Source organism: Janthinobacterium sp. GMG2 (assembly GCF_033949445.1).
Taxonomy (GTDB): domain Bacteria; phylum Pseudomonadota; class Gammaproteobacteria; order Burkholderiales; family Burkholderiaceae_D; genus Janthinobacterium; species Janthinobacterium aestuarii.
In genome coordinates, this window is sequence record NZ_JAXAWA010000009.1 from 90,561 (window position 1) to 111,508 (window position 20,948).

Below are 20,948 nucleotides of genomic sequence, written 5' to 3' on the forward strand. Positions count from 1 at the left end.
AAAGTTGCATGTTTTATACTCAAATGCTCATCCATTTCAGTGAACCGACATGACCAACATTAGCAATGACGGCGCCGCAAGCAGCCTTCTGGAAACAGCCTGGGCCCAGCGCGAAGAAACGCTCTATACAGCCCTGTTCGGGGACCTGGGACCGGGCATCTACCCGCTCGACCTGTCCCTGTTCGAACAGCTGTTCAACTGCACGCAAGTCGACCCGCGCTGGATGCATATCGGCGTGTTCGAATGCCCGCCGACGCCCGAGCGGCCGCACTGGGTCTACGTATCGTCGGGCCTGTCCAACCCATGGGACGACGAACCCGATGCGGAGGAAGAGTGGACGGGACTGGGCCGCGAACTGCTGCTGGAGTGCCCGCAACAGTCGCCATGGGCGCTGGCGCTGGTGCGCAGGTTCGCCGCGTATCAGATGCTGCTGGCGGCTGGCCGCTTCGGTGACCAGGAACCGCTGGACGCCTGGGACCGCATGTCCGTTGGCGGCCCCATCGATGGCCAGCAGTCCGCGCTGAGCGCCATCATCATGGTGCCCAGCAAACATTACCCGGAAGAATATGCACTGGTCTCGGGAAAATTTGCCTTCCTGCAGATTATCGGGCTCAGCGCTGCCGAGCTGGCGCATGGCCGTGCGCACGACTTCGAGGACTTGTTGCAGACGCTGGGCGACCAAGGCGCCGCGCCGCTGGTCGACGCCGCACGCCGCAGCATCGTGTAAAACCGCAGGGCCGATTTGCCGGAAATTAGGATACTGCGCCCTTCGTCGTTTAAGATGACGTTTTACCAGCCCATCTTCAGCGCCCCCATGCACAATGTCTTGCTAGTCCTGCTCGCCCTCTTCCTGGTCGCGCTGAACGGTTTTTTTGTTGCCGCCGAGTTTGGCATCGTCACATTGCGGCGCACGCGCATCCGCGCCATCGCCAAGACGCAGGGACTGCGGGGCCGCATCCTGGCCAAGGTGCATGGCCAGCTGGACGCCTATCTGTCCGCCTGCCAGCTGGGCATCACCCTGGCGTCGCTGGGCCTGGGCTGGGTCGGCGAACCGGCGTTCGCCGGCCTGCTCGAGCCGCTGTTCGGCGCCATCGGCGTCACGTCGCAAGAGCTGATCCATGGCGTCTCCTTCGTCGTCGCCTTCAGCGTGATTTCCTTCCTGCACATCGTCGTGGGCGAACTGGCGCCCAAATCGATGGCCATCCGCAACCCGGAAGCCGTCGGCCTGTGGAGCGCGATTCCTCTGTACGGCTTTTACTGGACCATGTATCCGGCCATCTACCTGCTCAACGCCAGCGCCAACTGGGTGCTGCGCCTGGCGGGCCTGTCCGGCAAGGGCGGCCACGATGCCCATTACTCGTCCGAAGAACTGAAACTGATCCTGCGCACCAGCCAGCCCGGCGAAAAGTTTACGCGCGACGAGCGCAACATCCTGGCGCAGTCGCTCGATTTCGAACAGATGACGGTGTCGGACCTGATGCGCCCGATCAATGAAGTGATCGCCCTGCACGCGTCGAATACCCTGGAAGAAAACCTCGACACGGTGCTGCGTAACCGCTTCAGCCGCTACCCGTATTTCGACACGAATGAAGACGACGTGCTCGGTGTCGTGCACCTGAAGGATCTGTTCTTTGCCCAGCAGGCGGGCAAGCCGATCACCTCGCTCACGCCGTTCCTGCGTCCCGTGGACATCATTTCCGCCCGCACGCCGGCACTGGAACTGTTCCGCCGCTTTCGCGACGGCGCGCCGCACTTCGCCCTGATCGGCGAAAAGGGCAAGCGCCCGCTGGGCTTCATCACCCTGGATAACTTGCTCGGCGCCATGGTCGGCGAAATCCGCGATGAATTCCGCCGCAATGAAAACGACTGGCTCAAGCAGAGCGACGGCACCCTGATCGGCAAGGCCAGCCTGCCCATCTTCTCGCTCGAACGCATCCTCGGCATCGATATCGAAAACGAGGAACTGGGGCTGGACGACGTGGAATCGGTGGGCGGCTTGATCATGGTCAAGCTCGGTGACATTCCGAAGCAGGGCCAGCGCATCACCTTTGTCGACTTCGACATCGTCGTCAAGAAGATGAACGGGCCCCGCATCGTGCTGATTAAAGTGATCCCGAAGCAGGAACGCGATCTGGATGCGGATTTAAGAGATTAACTACTTCTTGCTCGTCAGGGTATCTTTGCCCTGCGGCACGGTGGTCTCGCCCACCGTCCACGTTTGCAGCAAGCTGTACAGCACTGCCAGCAGGGTCGGCCCGATAAAGATGCCGACGAAGCCGAAGGCCAGCACGCCGCCCAGCACGCCGAGCAGCACCAGCAAAAATGGCAGGCTGCTGCCGCGGCTGATCAGCATGGGTTTCACGACGTTATCCACGCCGCTGATCAGCAATCCGCCCCACACCAGCATGAAGATGCCCCAGCCCGTCTGGCCGTCATTGAACAGCCAGATGGCGGCGCCGCCCCAGATCAAGGGCGGGCCCACGGGAATCAGCGAAAAGATGAAGGTGGCCACGCCCAAGAGGGCCACGGCCGGCACGCCGGCGATCAGAAAACCCACCACGGCCACCAGCGCCTGCGCCAGCGCCGTGCCCAGCAAGCCGTACATGACGCCGCGCACGGTGCGGCTGATGGTCAGGCCCACGCCCGGCGCGCTGTCGCCGATGATGCGGCCGGCGCCTGTCATCAGGGCGCGGCTCAGCTGCTGGCCGTCGCGGTAGAGGAAGAAGCTGACGAAGACGGCCAGGCTGGTCTGTGCCAGGCCCGTACCCAGCAGGATGCCGCCGGAAGCGAGGAAATGGCGCGCCGGTTCCAGCATGGTCTTACCCAGATTCAATAATTCCTCGCGGTCGGCGAGCAGGCGGTCCACGTAGCCGGCGATGGTTTCGCCCACCACGGGAATGCTGGCCAGCCAGGCCGGTGGATGCAGGCTGCCCGTTTCCAGTGCCGCGCGCAGCTGTTCATAGATGCGCGACACATTGTCGGCCAGGTTGTAGGTGACGAGGGCCAGCGGCAGCACGATGACGAGCAGCAGCGACAGGGTCATGATGGCGGCCGCCCAGTTGCGCCGGCCTTTCAGGCGTTCGAGCAGCAGCAGGTACAGGGGCCAGCTGGAAATGCCCACGCAGGCGGCAAACAGCATGGCGGCGAGAAAGGGCCGCAAGACGAAAAAGCAGCCGATCAACAGGAAGATGACGGCCGCCAGGCGGGCGTGGGGCTCGAAACGTTTGTCCATGTACTGCTTATCCTGAAGATGGCGCCTAGCGGCGCGACCGGATCAGGATAGCAGAAGTTTAAGATCGTGCGCGATGGCGGCAGGCTTTTCGCCGTGGCGCACGAACAGGCGGATCTTGCCTTCGCGGTCGAACACATAGGTGCCGGCCGTGTGGTCGACCGTGTAGCTGCTGTCCGTCTCTCCCTCGACCTTGGCGTAATACACCTTGAATTCCTTGGCCACCTTGGCCGTCGCGGCCGCGTCGCCATACAGGCCGACGAAACGCTTGTCGAAGGCTGGCACATACTGCGCCAGCAATTCCTGCGTGTCGCGCTCGGGGTCGACCGTGACGAACAGCACTTGCACCTGGTCCGCCTGCGGGCCCATTTCCTGCATCACCTGGGCCATGTCGGCCATGGTGGTAGGGCACACGTCCGGGCATTGCGTGTAGCCGAAGAACACCAGCACCAGCTTGCCCTTGTAGTCGGCCAGGGTGCGCGGGTGGCCCGTGTGGTCCGTCAGCGCGAACTCGCGCGCATAGCCGAGGCCCGTCACGTCCGTGTTCTTGAATGCCAGCTTGGTCGCCGCTGGCTTGCCGCAGCCGGCCAGGACGGCGACCAGCGCGGCCGCCAACAACAGGGTCAGGTATTTTTTCATGTGCCGAGGGGAATGTAGTGGTCAACCAGCAAGGCCGCGAACAGCAAGGCCAGGTAGATGATGGAAAACGTAAACGCCTTGCGCGCGATCAAGTCCGTGTAGTGGCGGTACATTTTCCACGCGTAATACAGGAAGCCGGCGTTGAGCACCACGGCCGAGGCCAGGTAGATCAGGCCGCTCATGCGCACGGCGTACGGCAGCAAGGTGGTGGCGGCCAGCGCGATCGAGTACAGCCAGACGTGGAATTGCGTGAACTTCAAGCCGTGCGTGACGGGCAACATGGGCAAGCCCGAGCGCGCGTAATCGTCGCGCCGGTACATGGCCAGCGCCCAGAAATGCGGCGGCGTCCACACAAAAATGATCAGGACCAGCAGCCAGGCCTGCATCGGCACGTCGTTGGCGACGGCCGCCCAGCCCAGCGCTGGCGGCATGGCGCCGGACAGGCCGCCGATGACGATGTTTTGCGGCGTGGCCGGTTTGAGCACCATGGTATAGATCAGCGCATAGCCGACAAAGGTGACAAAGGTCAGCCACATGGTCAGCGGATTGACGAGGTGGTACAGAATCGCCATGCCCAGGCCGCCGATCACCAGCGCGAACACCACCGTCTGTTTTACCGTGATATCGCCCATGGCCATCGGACGGCGCGCCGTGCGGGCCATGCGCGCATCGATCTCGCGCTCGGCCAGGCAATTGACGGCAAACGCGGCGCCCGCCAGCAGCCAGATGCCGATGGTGCCGAATACCACCGCGCGCCAGTCAGGCAACTCCTCGCTGGCCAGGAACATGCCGATGACGGCGCAAAACACGGCCAGTTGCGTCACGCGGGGCTTGGTCAGCGCCCAATACTGGGCGATGCGGGTGGATGGTTTACGGCTGATGGTCTGAGTAGTCATTTATGCGATACGGGAAGGACTGGCTGGTGCCGAGGGCACTGGCGCGGAGGCGGAAGCAGATTTCCGCGCTACATCGAGTTGGAATTTAGCCTTGTAGTTTAACATGGTCAGCAATAACACGAGCAGCGCCGCCCCGCCGTTATGCAGGACGGCAATCGACAATGGCCAGCTCAGGTAAATCGTCGCCAGGCCCGTGGCCGCCTGCAGAGCCAGCACCAGCGCCACCCAGCGTGCCGTGCCGCGCAAGGACGGCAGCTTCCATGCGCGAAACACGGTGTAGCCGATGCCGGCCAGCACGATGAAGGCGAAATTGCGGTGCACCCAGTGGATGGCCGTCAGCGCGGAAAACGGCAAGTAATGGCCGGCGGCCGTCTTGCCCAGCTCGCGCCACAGATGGAAACCATGCTCGAAATCCATTTCCGGAATGACTTTCCCGCCGCACAGGGGGAAATCCGTGCAAGCCAGGGTAGCGTAGTTGGTGCTCACCCAGCCGCCCAGCGCAATCTGCACCGTCAACAGCACGAGCGACATGACGGCCAGCGCGCGCACGGGGCGCAGCACGGGAGCGTCCGCATCGGCACGCAGCAAGGGTTTCACTGCATGGTCCTGGCGCCCGCCCAGCCATGTGAGCATGGCCAGCAAGCCCATGCCCAGCAGCAAGTGGATGGTGACGATCACGGGCTGCAGTTTCAAGGTCACGGTCCAGGCCCCGAACGCGCCCTGCAGGCAGACGAACAAAAACAGCGCCGTGGGCAGCGCGGGCGCAAATTCCTCGCGTTTGCTTTTCTTCCACTGGCGCCACGCCTGCACCATCATCGCCACGATCAAGACGCCTATGGCCATGGCCAGGTAGCGGTGGGTCATTTCGATCCACGCTTTCACCACCGTCACGGGGCCCGTCGGCATCAGCGTTTCCGCCGCCACGATGTGCTCGTGCGCGAGGAAAGGATTGGCCGAGCCATAGCAGCCGGGCCAGTCCGGGCAGCCGAGGCCGGAATCGGACAGGCGAGTAAAACCGCCAAACATGATCAGGTCGACCGTCAAAAAGACGGCGATCCACACGAGCTTGCGGTATTTATTGGCGTCCGCGGACACCCAGACCATGGTCAGCGGCAGCAGCGCCACCAGCAGACCCGTCAAGCCCAGCTGGGCCAGCGCGGAGAGATGCATCGTCGGCATGCAGACCCCTCAACCGATCGCCGAAGCTTTGAGCAGCTTGGCGATGTCTTTCTTGATCTTGTTCGGGTCCGCGTCTTTCGGGAAACGCATCATCAGATTGCCCAGCGGATCGATCAGGTAGAAATGGTCGCTGGTCTTGCCGCCCGGCTCCACGGGCAGCCATGCTTTCAAGGCGTCGCTATTGACGCGCAACATGCTGGTGCCGTCGAATTCGCGCATCACGAGCGTGTCGAGTGGCTGGGCATCCGTCACCAGCCAGACCCGTTCCAGGCGTTCGCGTTCCTTGCCTTGCATGAGGCGCAGTTGTTGCATGTCAAACAATTGCTTCTTGCATGCTTCCTGGCAATCGGACGGCCCTGTCTGCAGCAGCACCCACTTGCCCTTGAATTGCGCCAGCGGCGACGCCTTGCCGTCCAGTTCCGTCACCTGCAGCGCTGCCTCGGGTATCGGGTACAAACGCGGGTCGATCAGGGCGCCATAGTTGTTGCGGCCCGTGGGCTTGATGATGTAATACGTGAAATACGAGGCGATGATGGGAAACGCGCACACGGCCACGACGGCCAGCAGTTTCCACCGTCCCGTATTCTGTGCCTGTTTATTGCTGCTGTCTTGCGTTGCTTCAGGGTTGTTTGTTTGCACGTCGAAATCCTGTAAAGACAAAAAATAGAAAAGCCATCAGTGCCAGTGCGTACCACTGGAATGCATAGCCGCGGTGCTTGTCGGCGCCCAGGTCCGGCGCCGGCCAGTCGCGCACGGGAAGCTGGCTGGACGCTGGCGCCGTTGCTGTCGAATCAACTGTTTGTTCGAGAATGAAAGGCTGCAAGGCCAGGCCACTGGCCTGGACCAGCTGGCCGATACCGGCATTTTGCACGATGGCGTGCGGCGCCAGGGCCGGCGCCGTGCCCAGCTCCATCACATGGCCCGCGTTCAGGCGCGCGATGCCAGAAATCGTCACCGTGCCGGCCGGTGTCGAGTAGTCGGGGATGCGCGTGCGCTCGGCATTGTTGCGCGGCAGCCAGCCCTGCGCCACGAGAACGTGCATGGCTGAACCGTCGATCCGGAATGGCGTGAGCACGTGAAAACCGGCCTGGCCCTTGTAGGGGCGGTTGTCCAGGTAGACCGTCCAGGCGGGCACGAAATGGCCCGTGACGGTGACCCTGCGATATTCGATCGCTTGCGCGTCGGCCGGCAGCATGGGGGCGGCCGTCAAGGACAGCGGTGCGGCCTGGTTGCCTGCGGCGAGTCTGGCGGCGCGCGCGACTTTCTCGTCGCCACGGCGCTGCTGCCATTGCGCCAGCGACACGCCCAAGGCCACCAGTAGCAGCATTACAACAAATGGAATCCATCTAAAATGGAAGCGGATACGCATTACAATGAAACCTCCTCAAGCCTGGCGCTACCATCCATGAAAATCCTCGTTGCCATCGCCTTCATCCTGATCCTGGGCAGCCTGGGCTCGGCCCTGTTCTTCCTCATGCGCGACAAGGGCAAGAGCAACCGCACCGTGCAGGCGCTGGCCCTGCGCGTGGGCTTGTCGATCACCCTGTTCCTGCTGATCCTGCTGGCGCACAAGCTCGGCTATATACAGCCGACGGGGATACATTAAATGCTGGGGTCAGACCCGCGGGGGAATGCGCCTCAATGGGGCGGATTCCGATCCCGCAGGGTCTGACCCCGGTGCTAACGACGTTGCTTGGTTAGCAAAATTCTTAAACTAAGAAAAAAGCCGTACCCAGGATGTCCCGGTACGGCTTTTTTTATGGTGCCGGCGCACGCATCAACGACGCGTGCCCTGCCCCGCCATTATAACCAATACACGACCACGTACAGGCCCAGCCAGACGACGTCGACAAAGTGCCAGTACCAGGCGGCGCCCTCGAAACCGAAGTGGTGTTCCGGCGTGAAGTGGCCTTTCAGCACGCGGTACAGGATGACGGACAGCATGATGGCGCCCAGGGTCACGTGGAAGCCGTGGAAGCCCGTCAGCATGAAGAAGGTGGCGCCGTAGATGCCGGACGTCAATTTCAAGTTCAGTTCGCTGTAGGCGTGCATGTATTCGTAGACCTGGAAGCCCATGAAGATGGCGCCCAGCAAGATCGTGGCGAACAGGAACAGGGCCGTCATGCCGCGGTGGCCGGCGCGCAGCGCGTGGTGCGAGATGGTCAGGGTGACGCCCGACAGCAGCAGCAAGGCCGTATTGATGGTCGGAATCCAGAACGGCGTCATGGTGGTGAATTCCTGCACCGTGCCGGCCGGGCCCGTATTGCCCCATTGAGCGGCGAAATCGGGCCAGATCACCTTGTGGTCGAGGTCGGCCAGCCATGGCATCGAGATGCTGCGCGCATAGAACAGGGCGCCAAAGAAGGCGGCGAAGAACATGACTTCGGAAAAGATGAACCAGCTCATGCTCCAGCGGAACGAGTGGTCGATGCGCTCGCTGTACAGGCCCTGCTCCGATTCGCTGATGGCGTCGCCGAACCAGAAATACAGCACCAGCAGGATGCCGGCCAGGCCCAGGTAATTGACGTAAGGGCCCCAGGAGACGTCGTTGACCCAGGCCGAGGCGCCGATCATGGTCAGCAGCAGGCTGGCGCCGCCCAGCATGGGCCAGCGCGACGGGCCGGGCACGAAATAATAAGGTACGGCGGCGTGGTTGGAACTCATCATCATCTCCTCAAAAACTTATAGGGTGGTTTTTTATAATTTATAAAACGACGAATTTAACAATTGAAATCAGGATGCCGATCAGGCAAGCCACCACCAGGAAGCCGGCGATGACGATGTGCACGGGATTGAGCTTGGCTGAATCCGTGTCGAAATCGCTCTTGCGGCGCAAGCCCGTGAACGACCACACGACGGCCCGCAGCGAATACAGGAACGACGCTTTTTCAGGCTGCTTGGATTCGCCCATGCCAGTCTCCTATTGGACGACCGGCGCCTGAGCCTGGCTCAGACCGGCAATCTCGAAAAACGTGTACGACAGCGTGATGGTTTTGACCTCTTTCGGCAGGGCCGGATCGAGGAAGAACACCACCGGCATCTGCCGCGCTTCCTTGGCTTTCAAGGTCTGCTGCTTGAAGCAGAAGCATTCGACCTTTTTGAAATGCGGCGTGGCGCTTTGCGGCGCATAGCTGGGGATCGCTTGCGCGTTGACGACGCGGTTTTGCGTGTTGACCACTTCATACATGACGGTCACCAGTTCGCCCGGATGCACCTGCATGCTCGACACGGTCGGACGGAAGCGCCAAGGCCCCTGCGCATTGCCGTCGAACTCGACGGTGATGCTGCGCGTCGTGTCGACCTGCGTATTGTTGTCGTAAGCCACCGTGCCATCTTTTTGCGTCAGCACGTTGATGCCCATCACTTCGCAAATCTGCTTGTAGACGGGAATCAGGGCATAGCCAAAACCGAACATCAGCACGGCAATGACAAGCAGCTTGCCCAGCATCTTGCGGTTCAGGCCGCGTGTTTCCTGTTGATGGGGCGTCGTCACGTCAGAGCCACATGCGCTTGACGAACACGGACAGGAAGAAGAAGGCCGCCAGGCCCCCCAGTATCAGTCCGGTACGCAGGTTGTTCGGTTTTTTACGCTCAGTTTTCACTTCGGTCATGACAGGCACTTTATTCAAGACGGGCCGCGCAACACGCCGGCCCGGGATACCTTATTTCACGGTCGGCGGCGTTTCAAACGTGTGGAAAGGCGCCGGGCTCGGCACGGTCCACTCCAGGCCTTCCGCGCCTTCCCATGGTTTCGCTGGCGCAGCCTTGCCGCCGCGGATGGTCGGCAAGACCACGAAGAACAGGAAGTACACCTGCATCAGGCCAAAACCGAAGCCGCCGATCGAAGCGATCATGTTGAAGTCCGTGAACTGCGCCGGATAGTCGGCGTAGCGGCGCGGCATGCCGGCCAGGCCCAGGAAGTGCATCGGGAAGAAGGTCACGTTGAACGTGATCAGGGACAGCCAGAAGTGGATCTTGCCGCGCGTCTCGTTGTACATATGGCCCGTCCATTTCGGCGACCAGTAGTAGAAACCGGCGAACAGGGCAAACAGCGAACCGGCCACCAGCACGTAGTGGAAATGCGCCACCACATAATAGGTATCCTGCAACTGGATGTCGATCGGCGTGACGGCCAGGATCAGGCCCGTGAAGCCGCCCATGGTAAACACGAAGATGAAGCCGACCGAGAACAGCATCGGCGTCTCGAACGTCATGGAACCCTTCCACATCGTGGCGATCCAGTTGAACACTTTCACGCCCGTCGGCACGGCGATCAGCATGGTCGCGTACATGAAGAACAGCTGGCTCGTCACCGGCATGCCGGTGGTAAACATGTGATGCGCCCAGACGATGAAGGACAGAATCGCGATGGAAGCGGTAGCGTAGACCATCGAGGCGTAGCCGAACAGCGGTTTGCGGGCAAACGCCGGCAGGATCTGCGAGACGATGCCGAAGGCCGGCAGAATCATGATGTAGACCTCGGGGTGGCCGAAGAACCAGAAGATGTGCTGGTACATGACGGGGTCGCCGCCGCCTGCCGCGTTAAAGAACGAGGTGCCGAAATGGCGGTCCGTCAGCGTCATGGTGATGGCGCCGGCCAGCACGGGCATCACGGCGATCAGCAGATACGCGGTAATGAGCCAGGTCCAGCAGAACATCGGCATTTTCATCAGGGTCATGCCCGGTGCGCGCATGTTCAGGATGGTAACGATGATGTTGATCGAACCCATGATGGACGAGGCGCCCATCAGGTGCATGGCGAAAATGGCCATGTCCATGCCAGGGCCCATCTGCGTCGACAGGGGCGCATACAGGGTCCAGCCGGCAGCCGTGGCGCCGCCCGGCACGAGGAAGGACGTGGCCAGCAGCAGCGCGGCCGGCGGCAGCAGCCAGAACGAGAAGTTGTTCATGCGGGCAAACGCCATGTCGGACGCGCCCACTTGCAGCGGGATCATCCAGTTGGCGTAGCCGACGAAGGCCGGCATGATGGCGCCAAATACCATCACCAGGCCGTGCATGGTGGTCAGCTGGTTGAAGAATTCTGGGTGGAAGAATTGCAGGCCTGGGTGAAACAGTTCCGTACGGATCATCAGGGCCAGCACGCCGCCCGACAGCAGCATGATGAACGAGAACCACAGGTACAGGGTACCGATATCCTTGTGGTTGGTGGCAAACAGCCAGCGGCGGTAGCCGGTGGGGTGGTCGTGGGCATGGTCGTGATCGTGACCGGCGTGGTCCAAGGTGCTCGTGCTAGTACTCATATGCGGCTCCTAATTACTTGCGTGCAGCCACGATTTCGGCTGGTTGAACGATGTTCTCTGCGGCCTTGTTCGACCAGGTATTGCGCGTGTAAGTGATCACTGCGGCAATTTCCGTGTCGGACAGCTGTTTCCAGGCTGGCATTTCAGCGGGATACTTGCCGCTCTTTTGCCCGTTCAGCAAGACGTGGATCTGATCCGCTTTCGGACCGTTCACCACCGCCGAGCCGTCCAGTGGCGCAAACGCACCGGGCACGCCCTTGCCTGTCGCCTGGTGGCAGACCACGCAGTTGGCCGCATACACTTTCTCGCCCTTGACTTTCAATTCGTCGATGGTCCACACCTTGCTAGGATCATCAGCCAATGCCGCCATTTCCTTTTGTTTTACATCAACCCAAGCCTTGTAGTCATCGGCTGATACGACCTTGACGACGATGGGCATGAACGCGTGTTCCTTGCCGCACAGCTCGGCGCAATTGCCGCGGAAGGTGCCGATATGGTCAGACTTGAACCAGGTGTCGCGCACGAAACCGGGAATCGCATCCTGCTTGACGCCAAAGGCTGGCACGGACCAGGCGTGAATGACGTCGTTGGCCGTCAGCACCACGCGGATTTTCTTGTTGACCGGCACGACGACTTCGTTATCGACTTCGATCAGGTAGTTTTCACCGCGTTTTTCCGTCGGTGGCGCGCCTGGCGCACCCACTTGCGAGCGCGGCGTGGCCAGGTTGGAGAGAAAGGAAATGCCTTCGCCCTCGCCTTTCAGGTAGTCATAGCCCCATTTCCACTGCATGCCAGTGGCCTTGATGGTGATGTCGGCGTTCGACGTATCCTTCATGCCGACGACGGTGCGCGTGGCAGGCAGGGCCATGCCGATGACGATCAGAAAAGGCACGACGGTCCAGGCGATCTCGACGGTGGTGCTTTCGTGGAAAGTGGCCGGTTTGTGGCCCAGGGACTTGCGGTGCTTGAAGATGGAATAAAACATGACGCCGAACACGGCCACGAAGATCACCAGGCAGATGATCATCATCAGGGTGTGCAAATCGTAGATTTCATGGGCGATCTGTGTCGCCGGCGGTTGCAGATTCATTTCGAACGGCACGGGACCGCCGGTGCCGGGATAGGTGCCGGCAGCCGGTGCCGCCGTGGCCCATCGCCCGATGCCAAACGCTGTCAAAGACAGCCCGAGCAGCAACGATTGAAGTCGCTTTGCATGTGTCATGTTTTCCCCAACCACCCAAAAAATAATGATATTTTAAACGGCTGCGGACTTCTCCGTACTGGACCGCTGCCGCTCCTCCATGAAAGCAACACGGCCAGAATGCGGCCATGTGCGTCAAGCACCAGCGAATTCCATGCTGGCTGCCGCAGCAAAAACGGCGGCGCGCAACCATGCTGGAACCCTGTCTTTCTTCCCCACATCGAAATGGCCTCGTGTGGAAGATGGTTACTATACTAATGCAGTAACTTCGAATTCGTCTCGCTTTGTTTTTTTTATTTTGTATGCAGCCCTTGTTTTTTCTACTTAGCAAGCTGACAAACAATCAACGATTATAATCAAGTAAACTTGAATCCATCAAGCAATAATCGGCTTTGTGCGCGCCCTTCTCCCGGCCGCCGCGCGCTTTGCAACGCTTGCTGCAACATTAACGCGCGGATGCCGACCAAGTGTCGGTTTCTTTGCGCTTTTATTTGGGTTTGCGCGGCAAGTCGAATCGAATGATGGCTTCCCCGTTGCGCGTCACGCGCGGTGCGGGACGGAAGGCGTGGCCATAGATCACCTCGAAACTCAGGCCCAGCTTGCCATCGGGGCGGCGCGTTTTTTCCAGCGCGGCCAGCATGCGCTGCCAGGCCGCCTTGCCCATCAGGCCGCGCCGGCGCGTGGTCAGCGGGTTGCCGCCAAAGGCGCGCACGTCCGCCAGCAGTTTTTCCGCCGTGTCGTAGGTCACCGTGATGATCTCCATATCCAGCACCGGCGTGGAAAAACCCGTCTCGACCAGCATGTCGCCAAAGTCGTGCATGTCGACAAAGGGCAAGGCGTGCGGATACAAGTCCGCCTCGGCAAAGGCGTCGCGCACTTCGCGGAAGGTGTCGGGACCGAAACAGGAAAACATCAGCAAGCCATCGAGGCGCAGCGCGCGCCGCCATTCGGCAAACACGCGGTCGGGCTGGGCATGCCAGTGCAGCGCCAGGTTGGACCACACGAGGTCGATGCTGCCCTGCGCCAGCGGCAAGTCGCCGAGGTCGCCGCACAATAAATCCACGCCCGCCTTGGCCGGCAAGAGTTTGCTGAGGAACTGGTTCAGGCTGGCCAGTTTCGACGCGGGCGCGCGCGCCGCCTGCATCATCGCTTGCGCTGCATCGAGACCGATAATCTGCGCGGCGGGATAATCCTTTTGCAGCTGCGCCAGGTCCGCGCCCGGACCGCAGCCGGCGTCAAGCACGCGGTGCGGCGTGATTTTCACCAGCTCCAGGCGCTCGTGCATGCGTGCCGACACTTCGCGGCGCAGGAAATCCGATGGCGCAACGCGCGCCGGACGGGAAAAGAAATCGCGTACTTGCACCGCATCGATGGGCGCACTCATTTTGGGCGGACTGGTGGGAACTGGCATGTTGAATCGGGTGAGGTGAGATAATGTCGGCAGTGTACATGGAACGACGCCATCGCGATGCGAACCGCCACCCGGCACCGCCTTGATGCCGCGTGGCTGGCGCTGCGCCAGTGGCTCGGCGCCACGGTGCTGCCGGCCCAGTGCGCGCTGTGCGGCATCGGTTGCCCGCAAGTGCTGTGCCCGCCCTGCCGCGCGCAGTACCTGGGACAAGGACGCGGGCAACTGCGCCACCGCTGCCGCCAGTGCGCCAATCCGCTCGACGATGTGGCAACACTGTGCGGACGCTGTTTGCGCCAGCGGCCCGCGTATGACGCCACGATCACGGCGTTCGATTATGCGGCGCCCGTCGACCAGTTGCTGCTGCAGCTGAAATTCGGTGCGCGCCTGGCGCTGGCGCCCCTGTTGGCAGAACTGCTGCACGTTGCCATTCAGCAACAACCAGAGTGGGAAGCGCCGCATCTGCTGTGCCCGGTGCCCCTGGGTCCGGCCCGGCTGGCCGAGCGGGGCTTTAACCAGGCGCTGGAAATTGCCCGTCCGCTGGCGCGCCTGCTGGACGTAGCTTTACAGCCCCGCCTGGCGCTGCGGGTACGCGACACCCGGGCGCAAAGCGGCGTGGCGCCGCAGGAACGGCAAGCCAACCTGGCGCACGCGTTCGCCATCGCGCCCGAACACGCACCGCTATTGCAAGGGTGTCATGTCGGCATCGTCGACGACGTGATGAGCAGCGGCCATACCGTCAACGCCCTGGCCGCCGCCTGCAAGAGCGAAGGCGCGGCCAGGGTCAGCATATTGGTGGTGGCGCGCACGCCGCCACGCTAGCATCACTTATATAAGGAGAGCATTTTGTTTCACGTTGTTTTGGTAGAACCTGAAATCCCGCCCAATACGGGTAACGTCATCCGCTTGTGCGCGAATACGGGTGCGCAGCTGCACCTGGTCGAACCGCTGGGCTTTCCGCTCGACGATGCCAAGATGAAGCGCGCCGGCCTCGATTACCACGATTACGCCAACATGAAGGTGCACAAGAATTGGGACGCGTTCCTGGCCGACACCCAGCCCGACCCATCCCGCATGTTCGCCATGACGACGCGCGGCTCGCGCCCGTTCGGCGACGTGGCCTTCCTGCCGGGCGACGTGTTCGTGTTCGGTTCGGAAACAAAAGGTCTGGACCCGGCCCTGCGCGACGGCTTTCCCGCCGAGCAACGCATCCGCCTGCCGATGCGACCGGACAACCGCAGTTTGAATCTGTCGAATACGGTGGCCGTGGTCGTGTATGAAGCGTGGCGCCAGCATGGCTACCAGGGCGGCGCGTAGGTCGGATTAGGCCCAAGGGGCCGTAATCCGACAACATTGTTGGCGTTAGTGGTGTTGTCGGATTACGCGGGGCTTTACCCCGCTAATCCGATCTACCCGTTTGCATACGGCGATCAGCGCAGCGCCAGCTGCGCGTCAACGCGCGTATCCACATCCAGCATCACCAGCTGCGTACGCAAGTCGCGCGTGGCGGCCAGCTTGCCGTTCACGTACAGATTCGTCCTGACGCCATACACGCCTTGCGATACGCCTTCTGGAAAGGTCAGCTGGAACGAGTTTTCAAAGCGCCCGCCCGATTTGTTGTTGCTGGCCAGGGCTTTCGAGCCGGACTTGAATGGCTGGCCTTGCGGGTCGAGCACCACCAGCTCTTCGCGCACGTCATTGACGCTTTGCGCGCTGCCATTGACCAGCTCCACCACGGAATTGACCTTGAACGGCTGGCCGCGCTTGACGGTCGACGCGCTCAGCTGCGGCGTGTACGACACCACTTGCGGCTCGCGCGGCAGCGCACCGCGCGTGCGGATGTAGTCGCGGTCCGCCTGCGCCGCCGTCTTGGTCTGGCGCGAATTGACATTGATGGCCAGGCAGCCAGCCGCCGCCAGGCCGCCGCCGATGGCCGCCCCCTTCAGCGCGCCATTCTTGCCGCCCGCCAGCGCACCCAGCAGCGCGCCCACGGCCGCGCCGGCAGCGGCCGACGTGCCCACGCTGCACGGGTCCTCATCCGTGGCCGCCTGGCTTCCACCTTGCGGATAGGAACCGTCCTGGCGCACGCCGTTCGGATTCATCGGCGCCGTGGCGCAGCCAGCCAGCATGGCCGCGATGGTCAGCGCAGCGGCGGCGCGCAAGGTGGTGTGATTCAGCATGGTGGCTCCCAGATAGCTAATTGATCGTTGTTTCCGTCTGCAGCACTTGCCGTTCACGCTCGCGGATGCGGCGCGACAGATTGTCGATGCGCGCATTGCCCGGATCGACGCGGCGCGCGCTTTCCAGATACGTCTTGGCCGCATCGAACTTGCCTTCCAGCAAAGAACGCTCGGCATCGCGCAAGAACGATTGCGCCATCTCGTTGCGCATGGCCGCGCCGCTATCGACGGGCGACGTTTCCAGCGGACGACGTTCGGCCACCGCAGAACGTTCGACCGCGCGCACGGGCGCCGGTTCCTGCTGTGCCGGCGCCGGCACAGCAGCCGGGGTTGAAACGGGCGCAGGCGCGGGCGCCGCAGCCGCCGACAGCGCCTGCACGTCAGCCTTCAATTGCTGCAATTCCACCGCTTCGCGGTCGATCGCTTCCAGTCTGGCAATGCCATTTTGTGCCGCCGTCGCATCCTTGCCATCGAGCGCCTGGCGCACGCCCACCAGTACGGACGCGGCTGCCGCCTGCTGGCGCGCCAGCTGCTTGCGCAAGGAATCCACGCTGGCAGCGCCTGCGCAATCGATGTCGAGCCCGGCGATGCCCTTGGCGGCGCTTTGCAATTGATGGCCGTCGATGGTGCGCTCGATGGCGCGCACACTGCGCTGGCAACCGCTGGATGCGGCACCGGCCTTGCCGATGGCCCCCTGCAAATCGTCGGCCTTGGCGCTGGACTTGCCCGTACACACATTCTTCGCCGTCGCCAGCTTCTGGCGGGCGCCGTCCAGGCTGCCATTCGCTACCAGTTTCAAGCCGCTGTCGATGGCGTCATTGCACGCCGATTCATTCTTGCCGCCCGGCTTGCCATTCATGTAGACGATCACGGCCGCCAGCACGGCGATGCCACCCAGCCAGCGCAGCCACTTGCGGGGCGGTGGCGACACGGGTGGCACCGATGGCGGCACGGGCACGGGCTTGGGCACGGCTTGCGTCTGGGCCGGCTTCGGCGGCGCTGGCGGTGGAACGACAGCCGGTTTCGGTGGCGCTTTCGGTGCGGGCGCAGGCGCCACCGGCACAGGCGGTGGCTTGGGCGCTACTGGCGGAGGCACAGGCAGCGGCGGCGGCACGGCCGCGGCTGGCTTGGCCGCGCCCGCCACCGCATGACCGCAGTACGGGCAATGGCTGACAACGGTCCACAGACCCGTCTTGCATTTGTTACAGATATCCAAAACTAATCCTTCATTCCAACGTCATTCCAGCGTTCACAGTGGCGGCGGCATCAACGGTGGCGGCGCGCTGAGGAACAAGGGCGCCAGTTCGGGGAACTGGGCCAGGTCGGCCCAGGCCGGCAAGCCCGCGCGCCACACCTTGGTGGTGCCTGGTGCTACCTGTCCTGCCTGCACGTACTGCACGATCTGCTGGGCCGTGAACGGTCCCTGCTGCTGGCCATTAATACCCAGGAAATACTGGTATTCCACCAGCGGCGGGGGCATGCCGCCCAGCGGTGGCGGCGCCATGCCGAACACGGCTGCCGCCGGAGCAGCGGCCGCGCCGGCCGGGCGCAGCAATTGTTCGAGGCGCCCCGCTTCCAGCATTTCCGCCTTGATTGCGTATTTCAGGCGTGGCTGACCGTCCGCTTCCGGCTCGCGCACTTCCCAGTCGTAAGCATCGCTGTCGGAGTCGCCGATGACGTTCGCCCATTCCTTCAGGCGGCCAAGCAGGGTTTGCACCGTGCGGTCGAGCTCATCGCTGGCCATGCCCTTGCGGCGCGCCGACTCGCGCAGGCGCGCACCCACTTCGGCGGAAATGGCGCTGCCAAAACCGACGTAGGGCAGCTGCGAACCATCGGCCTGCGCCACCAGTTTGGGCGCATACACGGTGCGTTCATAGTATTTTGCCAGCGCCGCCATGGCGGCAGTCTGCACGGCGTCAAGCGCCGTCAATTTTTCTTCGATGCGCAGGGCGATATTTTTCTCGTACGAAGCAGGCATGCCGTTCTGGCGGATGGCCCGCTCGTTGCCGATGCGGCGCAAGTCGCCCGGCTCGACGGCAAACTGGTACTGGCCCGGCGGCACGACGCGGCCCGTGTGGCGCGTCAGCACGCCCAGCATGATCGCTTGCAGGAATTCGCCGAAGTCTTCCGCCAGGCGCTTCATCTCATCCGTGTTCGGTGCGATCGGGTGCGTGAATTGCGTCGGATCGATGTGCGTGTGGGTCGGCGCCTTGTCGTTGTCGCCTTCCTTGCGGTAACTGGTGCGCCAGCCTTCCAGGCCCCGCAGCACCGTCATCGGCACGCCGGCCAGTTCGCAATAGCAGACGGCGCGCCCGCGGATGCCCGTCTCGACGATTTCCAGCTGGCTCACCGTGATGCCCACCTGGGTCGGCACGCACGATTCGAGCTCGGCGCCGAATTTCGCCTTGAAGGCGGCCGCGTTGGCCACGCCGATCACGCACTTGAACTGGTCCGACACGACCGTGAAGTCGCCCGCCATATTGGCGTCGATCCACGGCATCGAGCAGGCCAGCAGCTTGCGGAAGCGGTCCAGGCGTTCGGACACATCCATCTGCTCCAGCGCCTCGAACAGCGGGTCGGGCGTGCTTGTCGCGCCTTCCACCAGGCTCGTCGTGGCGATCATGTTCTCGGCCATGCGCGTGACTTTGGCCAGGATCAAGCCCCGTTGCGCCGGTTCGCCCAGCATGGGAAACAGCGCTTTCGAGCCGCCCATGTCCTTGAACGCTTCATCGGCCCACTGGCGCAGGGTGGCCGCCGACGGCAGCGCGATGTCTTTTTCCGTGACGGGAATGACGATCAGGGTCGCGTGTTCCTTGTCCAGGTCCTTCTGCAAAATCGTATTGGCCGTTTTGAGTTCCGCCAGCATGGCCAGCACGCCTTCGCGGCCCGTTTGCAGCTCGCCCACCAGGCCATTCCACTGCGCGCGGCCTTGCGCGTCGACGCCGACCCGGTTGCCCAGCCAGCGCGACAGTTCGCCCAGCAGGATGACGGACTCGTCCGCCGCCTTGGCGCGCAGATGGAATTTCAGGGCATTCGCCATTTCCGTGCGCAAGTGATCCATCACCACGCCCGCCTGCTTTTCGCCGTTGCTGAGGAAGCCGAAGGTGCTGCGCGTCTGCTCCAGGTTGTTCAGCAGGCGCTCGTATTCGCGCGAACGCACGGCTTCCTTGATTTCGCGGTAGCGCTCGGCATTGTTGCCGATCTGCGCCGTCAGTCCGCTGCCCGGCGCCTCGATGCGGTCCTTGATCTGTTCCACCAAGGACAGCACGTATTCGAGGCCGCCGAATTCCTTGTTGTCCAGGTAGCCATACAGCTGGTCGCGCACGACTTTCTTGACGTCTTCCAGCACTTCGCGGCGGCGCTTGCTGATGCGGTCTTCCGTCGTGTCGGCCGTGGAATCCTGGTCGCGCACGGCGTCGCGTTCCAGGTGCTTCATGGCATCGCGCACTTGCGCCGGCCATTCGCTGCGGTCAAAGCCCGTGCGGATATCGTTGATGCGCGTGTTGACCCGGTTTTCCACGCCGGCCAGCAAGTGGCCGTGGCGGTCTTCCAGCAATTCGTCGACGACGCGGAAATCGATGAAGTCGCCGCTCGAGCGCTTCAGTTCGATGCTCTTGTCGGAAAACTCGGGGAAATCGCTGAACGGCGTGCCCTTCAGGAACATATTGGCAGCGAGGAAGTTATCGCGCTGCGTATCCGTGGCCCGGTTGGCGCCCGCATCCGTGCCGCCCACGCCAAAGAACGCTTGCAGCATGGCGCCGGCCCAGCGGTGGGCCCGCTCGTCGCGCGCCGCTTCCTGGCGCGTATCGAGCACGGCCATGCCGAACGAGGAAAAGCGCTTGGAGAAATACAGGCGCATGTCGCCGAAGCGGTCTTGCGGCACGGGCGCGTTGTACAGCGAGTTCTTGTGCTGCGCCTGGTTGACGGCGATCGAACGCTTGGCGCGTGCGAAGTCGGCCGAGGCGAAATCCTCGAACAGCGAATCGGCCACCATGTGGTAGACGTCGCTGACATCCTTGGTGTGCTGCTGGGCCAGGTTGCCCGAGTCGATCAGGTAGACCTCGCTGTACGGCTCGCGCGTCAGTTCCGGGCGATCATACGCATCCCAGCGGCCCACGTAGCCCTTGTTGCCCATCATGGCCGATTCCAGTTCCATCAGCGCCGCGTAGCCGTTGGCCTCGACCCGGTCCTTGTTGGCCTTGGTGTAGCCGGTCGGCAAGAACAGCATCAGCTCCACGTCGGCCGCGCCCACTTCGCTGCGCGCCAGCCAGCGCGCCAGCAAGCCCATGTCGAGGAAGGAACCGGAACCCGTGCCGCCCGCCACGGAACCGACGATGACGATACGGAAACGGTTCGTTTCCATGCGCAAGCCCAGTTCGGCCAGCTGGCGCTCGTGCGACAGGCCCGCCTTCAGCGCTTTCAACTTCAAGCGGATCTTGTCGCGGATCTTCGCGTACTTGTCGAAGAAATACAGGCGCGACACGGCGCGGATCTGGCCGGCACCGCTGCTCATGTCGAAACGCAACTCACGGATGCGCTGCGGCGTCAAAGGCAGCCACTCCTTGATGTGCGGATATTTTTCCAGGGAATCTTCATCACGGCTGTACTTGTCCATGTCGAACGATTCGACCACCTTGTCATCATCCGTGAACTTCACCTGGTCGAACTGCAAGTCCTTCGCCTGCGACTCGCCGCTTTCGATCACGGCGCCATTGTCGAGGTCGAAATGGATGAATTGCGCGATGGGAAAGTCGGCCAGCCCCTCGATGCGCGTGCGGTTGCCCGCGCCGCCCCACAGGGTGTTGAGGACGCGCCGGCGCACGCGCATCAGCACCTGCATGCCCGTGCCACCGATGCCGATGAACAGGGTCGGGCGCAGTTCGATGATCTTGTCCTGCTTGCGCTCGCTGGCGCCGCCGGTGATGGTTTGGTTCAGGTTCTCTGCCATGGTGATT

The 20,948-nt window shown here is 62.5% G+C and carries 21 protein-coding genes; 5 read left to right on the top strand and 16 right to left on the bottom strand.

Features of this window, described 5'->3' with window-relative positions; genetic code table 11:
- The first annotated feature begins 49 nt into the window (after positions 1–49).
- A complete protein-coding gene (locus SKZ59_RS25930; RefSeq protein ID WP_319993376.1) occupies positions 50–727 on the top strand; it encodes a suppressor of fused domain protein in 678 nt (225 codons plus the stop codon).
- An 87-nt stretch (positions 728–814) separates the two neighbouring features.
- The gene (locus tag SKZ59_RS25935; RefSeq protein ID WP_034749482.1) at positions 815–2,155 is read left to right on the top strand and encodes a hemolysin family protein; all 1,341 of its coding nucleotides are present in this window, start codon (positions 815–817) and stop codon (positions 2,153–2,155) included.
- Here the strand turns inward: SKZ59_RS25935 and SKZ59_RS25940 are convergent, their stop codons facing one another.
- The 6 genes from SKZ59_RS25940 to SKZ59_RS25965 are packed head-to-tail and all read right to left on the bottom strand — an operon-like array spanning position 2,156 to position 7,312.
- Entirely contained in the window at positions 2,156–3,232 is a 1,077-nt protein-coding gene (locus SKZ59_RS25940; RefSeq protein ID WP_319993377.1) for an AI-2E family transporter, read from the bottom strand.
- A gap of 42 nt (positions 3,233–3,274) precedes the next feature.
- Entirely contained in the window at positions 3,275–3,868 is a 594-nt protein-coding gene (locus SKZ59_RS25945) for an SCO family protein (RefSeq protein ID WP_319993378.1), read from the bottom strand.
- Positions 3,865–4,764 (bottom strand): heme o synthase, encoded by a 900-nt coding sequence (cyoE, locus tag SKZ59_RS25950; RefSeq protein WP_319993379.1) that lies wholly within the window; start codon positions 4,762–4,764, stop codon positions 3,865–3,867. Before cyoE ends, SKZ59_RS25945 begins: the two co-directional genes overlap by 4 nt.
- Positions 4,765–5,934, bottom strand: a complete 1,170-nt coding sequence (locus tag SKZ59_RS25955) for a COX15/CtaA family protein (protein WP_319993457.1) — start codon at positions 5,932–5,934, stop codon at positions 4,765–4,767.
- A gap of 18 nt (positions 5,935–5,952) precedes the next feature.
- Positions 5,953–6,582 (bottom strand): SCO family protein, encoded by a 630-nt coding sequence (locus SKZ59_RS25960; protein ID WP_072456869.1) that lies wholly within the window; start codon positions 6,580–6,582, stop codon positions 5,953–5,955.
- Positions 6,563–7,312 (bottom strand): SURF1 family protein, encoded by a 750-nt coding sequence (locus tag SKZ59_RS25965; RefSeq protein ID WP_319993380.1) that lies wholly within the window; start codon positions 7,310–7,312, stop codon positions 6,563–6,565. The genes SKZ59_RS25960 and SKZ59_RS25965 overlap by 20 nt, the downstream gene beginning before the upstream one ends.
- A gap of 36 nt (positions 7,313–7,348) precedes the next feature.
- On the opposite strand from SKZ59_RS25965, the gene SKZ59_RS25970 reads away from it, so the two are divergent.
- Positions 7,349–7,549: a twin transmembrane helix small protein gene (locus tag SKZ59_RS25970; protein WP_034748996.1), complete on the top strand. Its 201-nt coding sequence runs from the start codon at positions 7,349–7,351 to the stop codon at positions 7,547–7,549.
- A 197-nt stretch (positions 7,550–7,746) separates the two neighbouring features.
- Here the strand turns inward: SKZ59_RS25970 and SKZ59_RS25975 are convergent, their stop codons facing one another.
- From SKZ59_RS25975 to SKZ59_RS26005, 7 genes are all read right to left on the bottom strand, one after another.
- Positions 7,747–8,607, bottom strand: coding sequence for a cytochrome c oxidase subunit 3 (locus SKZ59_RS25975; protein ID WP_070305721.1), 861 nt, complete (start codon positions 8,605–8,607; stop codon positions 7,747–7,749).
- A 40-nt stretch (positions 8,608–8,647) separates the two neighbouring features.
- On the bottom strand, positions 8,648–8,854 hold the full coding sequence (locus SKZ59_RS25980; RefSeq protein ID WP_034749002.1) for a DUF2970 domain-containing protein: 207 nt from the start codon (positions 8,852–8,854) through the stop codon (positions 8,648–8,650).
- A 9-nt stretch (positions 8,855–8,863) separates the two neighbouring features.
- Positions 8,864–9,436 carry a cytochrome c oxidase assembly protein gene (locus SKZ59_RS25985; RefSeq protein ID WP_319993381.1) on the bottom strand — a complete coding sequence of 191 codons (573 nt, stop codon included), beginning with the start codon at positions 9,434–9,436 and terminating at the stop codon, positions 8,864–8,866.
- A gap of 1 nt (position 9,437) precedes the next feature.
- Positions 9,438–9,554, bottom strand: coding sequence for a cytochrome oxidase small assembly protein (locus tag SKZ59_RS25990; RefSeq protein ID WP_217494662.1), 117 nt, complete (start codon positions 9,552–9,554; stop codon positions 9,438–9,440).
- 51 nt (positions 9,555–9,605) lie between these two features.
- The gene (gene ctaD / locus SKZ59_RS25995; protein WP_034749009.1) at positions 9,606–11,204 is read right to left on the bottom strand and encodes a cytochrome c oxidase subunit I; all 1,599 of its coding nucleotides are present in this window, start codon (positions 11,202–11,204) and stop codon (positions 9,606–9,608) included.
- Positions 11,205–11,217: 13 nt separating this feature from the next.
- The gene (coxB, locus tag SKZ59_RS26000) at positions 11,218–12,426 is read right to left on the bottom strand and encodes a cytochrome c oxidase subunit II (protein WP_034749012.1); all 1,209 of its coding nucleotides are present in this window, start codon (positions 12,424–12,426) and stop codon (positions 11,218–11,220) included.
- A 466-nt stretch (positions 12,427–12,892) separates the two neighbouring features.
- Positions 12,893–13,816: a methyltransferase domain-containing protein gene (locus SKZ59_RS26005; RefSeq protein ID WP_034749015.1), complete on the bottom strand. Its 924-nt coding sequence runs from the start codon at positions 13,814–13,816 to the stop codon at positions 12,893–12,895.
- A gap of 57 nt (positions 13,817–13,873) precedes the next feature.
- On the opposite strand from SKZ59_RS26005, the gene SKZ59_RS26010 reads away from it, so the two are divergent.
- Positions 13,874–14,635 (top strand): ComF family protein, encoded by a 762-nt coding sequence (locus SKZ59_RS26010; RefSeq protein WP_319993382.1) that lies wholly within the window; start codon positions 13,874–13,876, stop codon positions 14,633–14,635.
- A gap of 24 nt (positions 14,636–14,659) precedes the next feature.
- Complete coding sequence (gene trmL / locus SKZ59_RS26015) at positions 14,660–15,130, top strand: tRNA (uridine(34)/cytosine(34)/5-carboxymethylaminomethyluridine(34)-2'-O)-methyltransferase TrmL (RefSeq protein ID WP_092716941.1); 471 nt, start codon at positions 14,660–14,662, stop codon at positions 15,128–15,130.
- Positions 15,131–15,243: 113 nt separating this feature from the next.
- Here trmL and SKZ59_RS26020 read toward each other — a convergent pair whose 3' ends face one another.
- Genes SKZ59_RS26020 through SKZ59_RS26030 form a run of 3 tightly spaced genes read right to left on the bottom strand, consistent with a single transcriptional unit; the run spans position 15,244 to position 20,941 of the window.
- Positions 15,244–15,993, bottom strand: coding sequence for a hypothetical protein (locus SKZ59_RS26020; protein ID WP_219330104.1), 750 nt, complete (start codon positions 15,991–15,993; stop codon positions 15,244–15,246).
- Positions 15,994–16,009: 16 nt separating this feature from the next.
- Complete coding sequence (locus tag SKZ59_RS26025) at positions 16,010–17,209, bottom strand: hypothetical protein (protein WP_319993383.1); 1,200 nt, start codon at positions 17,207–17,209, stop codon at positions 16,010–16,012.
- Between the two features lie 33 nt (positions 17,210–17,242).
- A complete protein-coding gene (locus SKZ59_RS26030) occupies positions 17,243–20,941 on the bottom strand; it encodes a tubulin-like doman-containing protein (RefSeq protein WP_083293046.1) in 3,699 nt (1,232 codons plus the stop codon).
- Between the last annotated feature and the right edge of the window lie 7 nt (positions 20,942–20,948).